This is a genomic window from Mediterraneibacter catenae (assembly GCF_008691045.1).
GTDB classification, from domain to species: domain Bacteria; phylum Bacillota; class Clostridia; order Lachnospirales; family Lachnospiraceae; genus Mediterraneibacter; species Mediterraneibacter ornithocaccae.
In genome coordinates this window covers 39537-48847 of the sequence record NZ_VMSO01000019.1, presented here as the reverse complement: position 1 = coordinate 48847, position 9311 = coordinate 39537, and the positions used below count along the sequence as shown (strand labels likewise).

The 9311-nt window shown below is 32.9% G+C and carries 8 protein-coding genes; all 8 read right to left on the bottom strand.

Annotated features, from left to right (window positions below; translation table 11 throughout):
- Positions 1 to 167: 167 nt before the first annotated feature.
- Genes FNY66_RS12360 through FNY66_RS12325 form a run of 8 tightly spaced genes read right to left on the bottom strand, consistent with a single transcriptional unit; the run spans position 168 to position 9287 of the window.
- Positions 168 to 989 (bottom strand): hypothetical protein, encoded by an 822-nt coding sequence (locus tag FNY66_RS12360; protein ID WP_150311343.1) that lies wholly within the window; start codon positions 987 to 989, stop codon positions 168 to 170.
- 1 nt (position 990) lies between these two features.
- Entirely contained in the window at positions 991 to 1866 is an 876-nt protein-coding gene (nadE, locus tag FNY66_RS12355) for an NAD(+) synthase (RefSeq protein WP_150311342.1), read from the bottom strand.
- A 6-nt stretch (positions 1867 to 1872) separates the two neighbouring features.
- Complete coding sequence (locus tag FNY66_RS12350) at positions 1873 to 3006, bottom strand: hypothetical protein (protein WP_150311341.1); 1134 nt, start codon at positions 3004 to 3006, stop codon at positions 1873 to 1875.
- Positions 2999 to 5272: an ATP-binding cassette domain-containing protein gene (locus tag FNY66_RS12345; RefSeq protein ID WP_150311340.1), complete on the bottom strand. Its 2274-nt coding sequence runs from the start codon at positions 5270 to 5272 to the stop codon at positions 2999 to 3001. Before FNY66_RS12345 ends, FNY66_RS12350 begins: the two co-directional genes overlap by 8 nt.
- Before the next feature lie 12 nt (positions 5273 to 5284).
- Positions 5285 to 6445, bottom strand: coding sequence for a diaminopimelate decarboxylase family protein (locus FNY66_RS12340; RefSeq protein WP_150311339.1), 1161 nt, complete (start codon positions 6443 to 6445; stop codon positions 5285 to 5287).
- Positions 6442 to 6666, bottom strand: a complete 225-nt coding sequence (locus FNY66_RS12335; protein WP_150311338.1) for an acyl carrier protein — start codon at positions 6664 to 6666, stop codon at positions 6442 to 6444. Before FNY66_RS12335 ends, FNY66_RS12340 begins: the two co-directional genes overlap by 4 nt.
- The gene (locus tag FNY66_RS12330; protein ID WP_150311337.1) at positions 6650 to 8149 is read right to left on the bottom strand and encodes an AMP-binding protein; all 1500 of its coding nucleotides are present in this window, start codon (positions 8147 to 8149) and stop codon (positions 6650 to 6652) included. Before FNY66_RS12330 ends, FNY66_RS12335 begins: the two co-directional genes overlap by 17 nt.
- Before the next feature lie 4 nt (positions 8150 to 8153).
- Positions 8154 to 9287: a hypothetical protein gene (locus FNY66_RS12325; RefSeq protein WP_150311336.1), complete on the bottom strand. Its 1134-nt coding sequence runs from the start codon at positions 9285 to 9287 to the stop codon at positions 8154 to 8156.
- Positions 9288 to 9311: the final 24 nt, after the last annotated feature.

The following is a 9311-nucleotide window of genomic DNA, read 5'->3' as shown; positions in this document are numbered from 1 at the left end:
CTTCATCAGATAAATAACTTATAATGAAGGGATTCGCTTTAATAGAATATATTATATTTTCTTTTGGAATATATTGCTGTAATCCTGCTAATTCTTCATGTAATTTATCAATATCGAACAGATAGCATGGCGTTACTAGTTCATTTGGCTTTATGTAAAACATGTTATTACTGGACATATAATTCAGCTAAATGATGTAATAGCTGTTCACCTCTTTCTTTAATGGACAGAAAATGGTCCCATGTACATTGCTGATATCCATCAGCTGCAAATAATAAAAAATTCTCTACTTCTAATGATAATGATTTTGTTTTTTCGCTCGAAGTCAACAAATCTATTAATTCTTTAATATAAAATAGATATAGACGGAGTCCATACTTATAACTTGCGAGACCTCCGATCCCTTTATTAAATAAAGGCGGAATATCTTTTATCACTAAATGCGTTTCATCTGATAAATACTTTTTAACTATTTCCCTGTAACTAATAGACTTTTTACGATATTCATCAAGAGTGATACAATATATATTTTCCTTTGAAATAGAGGATAAAAACTGATTTTTATCTATTAATATATAAGGAGAACTATCTGGATCATGGAGAATAAAAAATTCTTCTGTTTCACCAGCTAGAAAGATAAAATGTTTACCCCCTAAAAAATACATATCTTCAACAGTTTGATTAAAGGCATTTTTATCCATAGGTCCGAAAACGGCACCTATCAGTGAAATGGAATGAAGATCATGCAAAGATAATAAATTAGCTTTATGCAAATTAAATTTAAACCCAGTATTTACATATATGTTATTCAGTGATTCTTCTATTGAAAGTTGGGTACTAATCCAGGTTTTTGCATTGGAACCAACAATCATTCTGAAACATCTTTCTGACAAGATGTCAAAATTGTAATTTTGTTCTGCTTGATTGCCAACTAACATTTCTATACAATCAGAGAAAGAATCAGGATTTTTAATGCTATGTTTTCCCATACTAATTTAATGACTCCAGTTCAACCATTTGTTTTCTATGTCTTGTTAATTTTGCCCCTTCAATCAATGAATTTAATCTATGGCAGATTTCGATATTAAGACCGGAAATCTCAGATATTTCATCAATGCTCAATTGACTATTAAAGCCTTCAAGAGCTAAATCAATCTTGGTACCAGAAAGTTGTCTTTTTATAGATTGCGCAGAATCCATCTCTTCAAGAGAAAATCTACGGTATCCTGGAACTTGTCGCTTGTTAAGTAACATATAGGATAAATCATCCATATCATCTTCCCCCTCCCAAAAATCTGCGGAAGGAGCCTGATTGAGTACACTTTCACTTGTTCCCAATAATTTTGCCAATTCATTAACCTGAGTTTTATATAGATGGATAATAGGACGGATGTTACCTAACATATCTCCATAAGGCATACAGGCTCCGGTCATATATTCAGTTCTGTTTGTTGTAGAGCAAAATATAAAATCATTATCTTGATATGCAGAGAAAATAGCCACCCTAAGTGAACATTTCGCACGGTGGTAATCCATAAAACTATCAGGATTGAAATTTACTTTGTCGCCGTTATGAAGTTCCTCTATTAAATCTGTATTCATGTTTTCTAATGAAAAGATGCTAAGAGAACAGTGTAATTCTTCCGCGAGGTTATTTACTGTTAGTAATCTTTTTTCAGGGGTACCTTCTTGTTTGACGAAAAATAGATGTACTCGCTCGCTGCCAACTGCTCTTACACAAAGACGGGCTACAACATCTGAGTCAATTCCTCCGGATACGCCGATTACTATTTTTTCGTTGTCGTAAATATAATTGCTTATAAGAGTGCATATTTTATCTATTTCATTAGGAGTTACTTTTTTCATTTGCAACTACTCCTCCATATCTGTTGATGAATAAAAATGTTGGTAAGCTTTGTCTAATGAGTCAAAGTCAATCTCAACTTTATGAGTTGTAATAAGTTGATCATAGTTACAGCTACAAACAATAGCTTTCATGTTCGATAATATTTGTTCACGTTCAGAACCTTCCCATGCACAATTATAATCTAACCATAGTTGCATCATTTGCTTATAACACTTTTCACAGTAATAAGGGACAATCATGTCGTCTGATTTGTAACCTGGAATATCAATTCTTGGTTCCCCATACCAACCAACATTAATATATTCAAGTTCTTCCTGTGAAAAATGTGTGAGGATATCAATAAGTATTCTTCCATTAACAACTTTATAAAATCCATTATCATACAAATCATACATAAAAGTATATTTTTTTATGTTTATTGGAAATAAGACAATAAAATCGATGCCTGTATCTAAAAGTGTTCTTATTGTTGTAACACTGTCTAAGACTTGCGAAGCATAATCCAAAAAAGGGAAGCCAGTCATAACATTTCCAGTTACCCTAAACCCATAAGAGTGGATTAATCCTATTACACGATTAATATTTCTATCAAAAGGCAATTTGTTTAAAATAAACTGATTGATATCTCTGTTAAGTGTTTCAATACCAATTTCAAAATATATATCAAGTATATTTTTATATGGTAATAGTATTTTTAATATTTCTTCTGTAATGGTATTCAGGTGGGTTTCTAGAACAACAGTCGATACGTTGGTTTTTGCTATTTCATCAATAATAAGTACCAATGTTTCTGTTTTTAGTTCAGACTTGTCCAGAACGCTTCCGCAAGTATTTAAAACGATAGTATTGCTACTTGGATCCATTTGAGAAAGTGCGGAAACAAAAGCATTTACTTGGTCAACATCAGGTTGTCCTTGAAAATAATCACAGCATGTACATGCACCTAATTTACTAAATCTACACGCATCACTTTGAATCCAAATTTGTGCAGTTTTTCCGCTTTGACATACGGTAGATTTTAGCTCATTGCCAATAATTGGTCGTTTATTACGAGCTATGTTATTCCATTTGGCAAGTAATGGATTTATCGAATCATTCTCATCAAATGAATATTTACGCATAAATTGCAGCTTATTCATGGGGGCCTCCATACTGATTAATATAATCTCTTAGGTATTTTGCAGTATATGACATACAACTTTGATACATGGATATAGGAGTTCCGGCAAAAAGTAGAGTACCGCCATTTTTTCCACCTTCTGGACCTAAATCAATAATCCAGTCTGACTGACATATAATATCCATGTTATGTTCTACTACAATTACAGTATTTCCATTATCAACAATCTTATTAAGCATCTGAATTAATGAAAGTATATCTTTTACATGTAATCCTTTCGTAGGTTCATCTATTAAAAAGACACCCTTTTTCCCTCTTAGTTTACTGGATAACTTGAGACGTTGCATTTCACCGCCAGATAATGTGGTTAATGGTTGGCCTATGGTTATATAGCCTAGACCAACATCTGAAATATCTTTTAATGTGGTTACGATATCCTTTTCGTTTTCGAACCATATTAACGCTTCATCAATTGTCATATCGAGTATGTCAGTGATACTCAAATTGCGTACTTTTAGTTTTAAAACATCTGGATTATAACGCTTTCCATTACATTCTTCACAAATTGATTTAATATCACCCATAAAATGCATATCGGTAACCGTATATCCAATTCCACCGCAGCATGGACAAGCACCAGCACTATTGAATGAGAAAAGAGAGGCATCAGAGTTTGTCTCTTTAGCATAGTATTTTCGGATTTTATCAAATACCTTTGAGTAAGTTCCGATGTTTCCTCTTATATTTTGACCGATATTGCCTTGTCCGACTACAGTTGCTTCAGGAATTCTGAGAGCTATTTCATCGAGCAATGTACTTTTTCCAGAACCTGAAGCCCCCGTTATAGTGGTGAATATTCCCAAAGGGATTTTTACTGAAAAATCATTAAAATTTCTTTGAGAGAAATTTTTGATGTCTAAATAACGCTTCGTGGTTCTGCATTTTTCTTTAACTTGAGGATGTAAATTATTAATCGTAGTTACTGTTATTCCTTCTCCAGTTTTGAATATTTCACTGGTGTTTCCTTCGGCTATAATCATCCCACCATTTTTTCCTGAGCCTGGACCTATATCAATCATATAGTTTGATTCACGTAACATTTGTACATTATGGTCGATAATAATGAGTGTATTGTGTTTGTTTACGATTCCGTGGCATATAGATTTGATTCTATCAATATCACGAGGATGTAAACCAGCAGTTGGCTCATCAAGAATATAAATCATGTCAGATAAAGAATTGCCTATCTGCCTTGCAAGTTTTACTTTGTGAGCCTCGCCACCGGAAAGAGTTGAAGCGGATCTGTTTAATGTTAAATAGCCGACTCCTACATCGATAAGACATTTTATATCCTTTAATATAGACGGAATTATATGGTCCTCAACTGTACCATGGATGCTTTCTAAAGTATTGTATAGGTCATAGAACTCCATATTTACTAAGTCTTGAATTTTCAAACCATTTGAAAGCTGAACTTCACGTGCTTTTGCATTTAAGCGAGTTCCATTGCATATAGGACATTTACCACTTGTAAAAAATTGCATATCATAAGTGGCCGCAGATAAGCCACGCTCATCATTCAATCTTTTTTTCATTCGGCTTACGATACCTTCATATGTAAATGTCTGTATGTGTTTTCCTTCCTTTTCTTCATAAACAAAAGCAGGAGAATATAAGAGGAGATTTAATTCTTCTTCAGAAAAATCTTTTACAGGTTTATCCATGTCAAATTTTTCTATTGCACTGATGATATTCCAATAACGTCCATTTACTTTCCAGGTTTTATGTTTAATTGCTCCTTCGTTTAATGACTTGTCTAAGTCAATGAGGGATGGTAAATCTATCTCCATAGATTCACCTAACCCATTACAATGCTCACATACTCCTTCTGGACTATTAAATGAGAAGGCAGAAGCATTATAATGAGGAATTCCAGCTCTTGAAAACAGTAAACGTACATGTGTATAAATATCAGTATAGGTTCCAATGGTTGATCGCGGTGTATTAGGAAAAGTATTTTGGTCGATTACAATACTAGGTGATAATCCGTATATAGAATCCGCATCTACGCTTGATGTTTTTGGAAAATTTCTTCTAGCATAAGAATTGATAGATTCAAGAAAATCATGTTGTGCTTGAGCATAAATTACATCATGAACTAATGAAGATTTTCCTGAACCTGACACACCACAGACAGATATCCACTTATACTTAGGTATTTCAACATCTATATTTTTTAGATTGTTTTGTCGAGCTCCTTTAATTCTAATTTTTGAATAATCCATTGCACACCTCTATTAGTTAATGTTGTTAATGTTTAGCATATAAGTATTAGATTTTTTTCGTATGCACTGTATACCACTATTTCTTTGATATATGTATATGGCAGGGATATCTCGAGATAAGAATAAAGCCATGCCTTCTGTTACAGAATATGCTCCTATATATTTAAATAATAAGATATCACCGATAGTGACTCCGTCGAGAGGAATATTTCGAACAATAACGTCGTTGTGAGTGCATAAACTACCGCAGATTGTCCATTTACTGCTACTCTTTTTATGGTTTGAGATTAATTCCACATGTGGCAATTTCATCCCCATTAGTTGCCCATCGTAATGCATCTGATGGCTACCACCGTCAATAACCGCATAATTTGTATTATTCTTCCGTTTTATATCAACTATTTTTGAACAATAATAACCGCATAAAGCTGTAATAAAGCGTCCCATTTCTATAGTTACATGTTTGAAATTGCAAGTATGAATAGGCTGGCTGCTTTCCTGAAGTAATCTATAGGCTTGATCCAGAGGATTATCAGAAAAGTAGTCAATATCTAAACCGATTCCATATTCAAGCTCATTGAAAAAGAAATTATAATCTTTTGCTATATTGCTACAAAGTTTTGATAATTCGTTCAGCTCCTTTTCAATAATTGTGGATTCTCTTTTTTGAGATTTCTCAAAATAATGTACACCGACAATATTAAGATTATTAACCTCTCTATTGGCGATAGCCATTAATAAATCCTCATAAGAAAGTCCAAATTGGTTTTTGGGGCCATATCTGAGAAAAATCTGCAATGAGTTCTTTTGTGAAATAGTCAAACTCGAAAAGTAATCAATTTGATATAAACTTTCACATGAAAAAAGTTTGACTCCGTATGCAATTGCTTCTGATATATCTTGCGGGCTTTTATATACCCCTGTATAGAAAATTTTATTAGGCGAAATACCATAATGTTTGCAGATTTGTAATTCACCAGGACTACATACTTCAAAGCGATCAACGTATTTTTCTACATATGGAACTAGAAAAGGATTAGCTTTTATGCAAAAACACAGACTACAGTTGATGAAAGCATATTTTATTCTTTCGATGTGTTCTAGTACCTGATCAATATCGAATACGTAGAATGGGGTTTCTAGTCTTGCTAATTCATTGATGTTTTGAATCATTTTTCATACCTTTTTATTAATGCATATATTGCATCCATCGAGTTAAAATTTTCTGGTAATAAATCTTCAGGTGAGATTTCAATGCTATATTCTTCGGAAATTAAAGTGATTAAATATACTATTTGAACTGAATCGAGCACTCTGTCTTCTATAAGCCTTGTTTCTTTATAATAATCAACATCTGGATTTACAGATTTCAATATGTTATTGAGGGTTTCCATGGTTAAATTCTCCTAATACTAATTTATTGAGTAAGCTAGTCTTGTCCTTTTTACCATTCTTATTAAGTGGAATAGAGGAAAGGAAATAATAAGTGTGCGGTTGTGAGTAACGAGGTAAATTTTGCGATGCGAATTCGCGTAAAGCTTTTCTTGCTTCTGGAAAATCATCTGAGAGTGCAACAAATGCGAATAATTGATTATCATAAAAAATAATTGAAGTATTATCTACCAGTGTGTTACGTTCAAGCGTTCTCTCGATATCAGAAGTATCAATTCTGTATCCATTAATTTTGATCATATTATCTCTTCGACCAGTTATTACATAATTCCCTGATTGATCTAAATAGCCATAATCGCCTGTTTTATAGAATCTTAAAAAATGATGATTGTAGCATAAGGTGACAGTATCTATTGTTTGTAATCCTCGCTCTGTAATAATTGAGGTGGCAAGCGAGCAACTAGATATAAGTAATTCGCCTTGACTAGATATAGATTCACCATCCCAAAAGGTTAAGGTGCAATGTGGAAGTGGCGTTCCAATAGGAATGATTTCAGGAAGTTCTGTATTCATATTATAATATGTACATATTCCGGCTAATTCCGACATCCCATAAATATTAACGTGTCGAACATGAGGAAAATGATTTCTCCAATACTCAATAGAGGTGCGTTTAATTCTTTCGCCAACCCAGAAAGTGCATTTTAAACCATTAAATGTATCCTTTTTTAGAATGTTAAACTTGACAATAACATCAAAAGCCGAGGGAACCCAGGGTAAAATTGTTATATTATGCGAATTTATATAACTTACTAACGCATAAGGCAATGCAAAATAATATTGTGGAATCATTGTAATACGGCAACCCGTATATATTAATAAATATAATTCTTTTTGTGCTGCATCTGAGTAAAAGGGTATTTGATTCCCTATATTCTCTGTCTCATCAATATCAAAACAGTGGGTGAAATTAATAATAAACTCATCCATTGATAAATGATTTTTCAGAATGATTTTTGGGTGGCCAGTACTTCCGGATGTTAATATTGCATATAAAGGACTTTCGTCAGTTACATTTTTAAATAATAATTCTTGAGTACAATTTAGTATTTCATTTATAAAAACTAATGGTGTACCTGAAGGTATCAAAGTAGCTGTTTTACAATTATTGGGCGATAACAATAACTTGGGATTAGTTAAAGCTATGGTTTCGTTTATTAATTCTTGTGGATTTTCACTATTTATAGGAATGTAATAATTGCCACTACAGATGATGCCTAATATTAGAATCAAACTTTCAGCAGAGCCATTTATGAAGATTCCGATTCCATCACCACATAACTGATAATTTTTATGAATATAGGCAGAAATCTTTCCTGCGTAATTATAGATATCAATAAAAGTATATTGTTTTTTGATATCTACTAACGCTATTTTGTTATTCATTCTTAGGCATGTATTGGAAAAATGTTCTGTGATTGTCATTTCTTTAATCTTTTCCTTTTTGATTATTATCTGTAGATAAAAAGCTATACCCTAAAGATACATATTCTTGAGTAGTTTTATCATTTTGTAATAAGTATTGTAATGTTGACTTACAGCATTGAGTAACTATATCCATTTGCTTCACGAGAGATAATCGTTTTGAGCCATCATACGTTGCAAGATATTTATCTAATAAATCGAAAAAAGGTTGTTCACACTTAGGGCAGAAGTAAGGTGCAATAATCGGATTTGCATATGCACTATTCATCTGCTTATGGGGTTTTATCCATGCAATATTTATTTTGGATAATTCGTATTCCGAAAAAGAACTTAAGACGTCAACAAGTTCTCGTCCCATAACAGGTTGGTATAATCCGTTAATATATAAGTGATGGACCAACGTATATTCCTTAATGTTTACTGGAAAAATTACACAGGTATCAGTTCCTGCATTAAGCACATCGTGTATACTGTTAATGCAGTCATCTATACGATCCTTTATTGCAAGAAAAGGAGAACCGAGAAGAATATTCACACATGCGCCGAAGTCATAATCGTGAATAAGTTCAATTTTCTTTTGGATTAGTTCTAAAGATACGGGCTTATTTAAACAATAAAATAAAACATCAGAATTAGAACTTTCCAATCCCATTTCTATTACTAAATAGGCATTGATATGCTTTTGTAAAACAGATAATTTTTCGGGAGTTACAGAGTATGCATGCGTTTCAATAATTACTACAGAAAAACCCATTGCATTAATCGTTTGCCATATTAGAGCTTGCTCTGAAAGAGAGAGTTCATTTTCATCCAGGGGACTCCCGCATGTATTAAGAATAAGCGTTTGATACATACCTTTGTAAGGAGCGAGCGCATCATATACAACTGAATGAGGCGCTGCTAAATGCTCTCCAATCCAGTAGTCACACATCGAACAACTTCCTTTTTGAGAATAAGAGCAACCAGTTGTGCGGATCCAAAGTTGTATAGTCGATGTGGCTGGAAATAAATATAAAGTGTATGTTTGCTCATCCTTGATTTTGGGTCTGCCGGATCGATATTTTAAAATAGATGATTTTAAAATCGTATTATTCGGGCGCTTAATATCATATTGAGTATCTATGCTTTCAAAATTCATCTGATTTTTCCTCATAAATCAAAA

Bases quoted from the DNA above. Each gene is read 5' to 3' on its own strand.
- FNY66_RS12340 (WP_150311339.1), bottom strand. From the start codon at position 6,445: ATGATTCAAAACATCAATGAATTAGCAAGACTAGAAACCCCATTCTAC.
- FNY66_RS12345 (WP_150311340.1), bottom strand. From the start codon at position 5,272: ATGGATTATTCAAAAATTAGAATTAAAGGAGCTCGACAAAACAATCTA.
- FNY66_RS12325 (WP_150311336.1), bottom strand. From the start codon at position 9,287: ATGAATTTTGAAAGCATAGATACTCAATATGATATTAAGCGCCCGAAT.
- nadE (WP_150311342.1), bottom strand. From the start codon at position 1,866: ATGAAAAAAGTAACTCCTAATGAAATAGATAAAATATGCACTCTTATA.
- FNY66_RS12360 (WP_150311343.1), bottom strand. From the start codon at position 989: ATGGGAAAACATAGCATTAAAAATCCTGATTCTTTCTCTGATTGTATA.
- FNY66_RS12330 (WP_150311337.1), bottom strand. From the start codon at position 8,149: ATGACAATCACAGAACATTTTTCCAATACATGCCTAAGAATGAATAAC.
- FNY66_RS12350 (WP_150311341.1), bottom strand. From the start codon at position 3,006: ATGAATAAGCTGCAATTTATGCGTAAATATTCATTTGATGAGAATGAT.
- FNY66_RS12335 (WP_150311338.1), bottom strand. From the start codon at position 6,666: ATGGAAACCCTCAATAACATATTGAAATCTGTAAATCCAGATGTTGAT.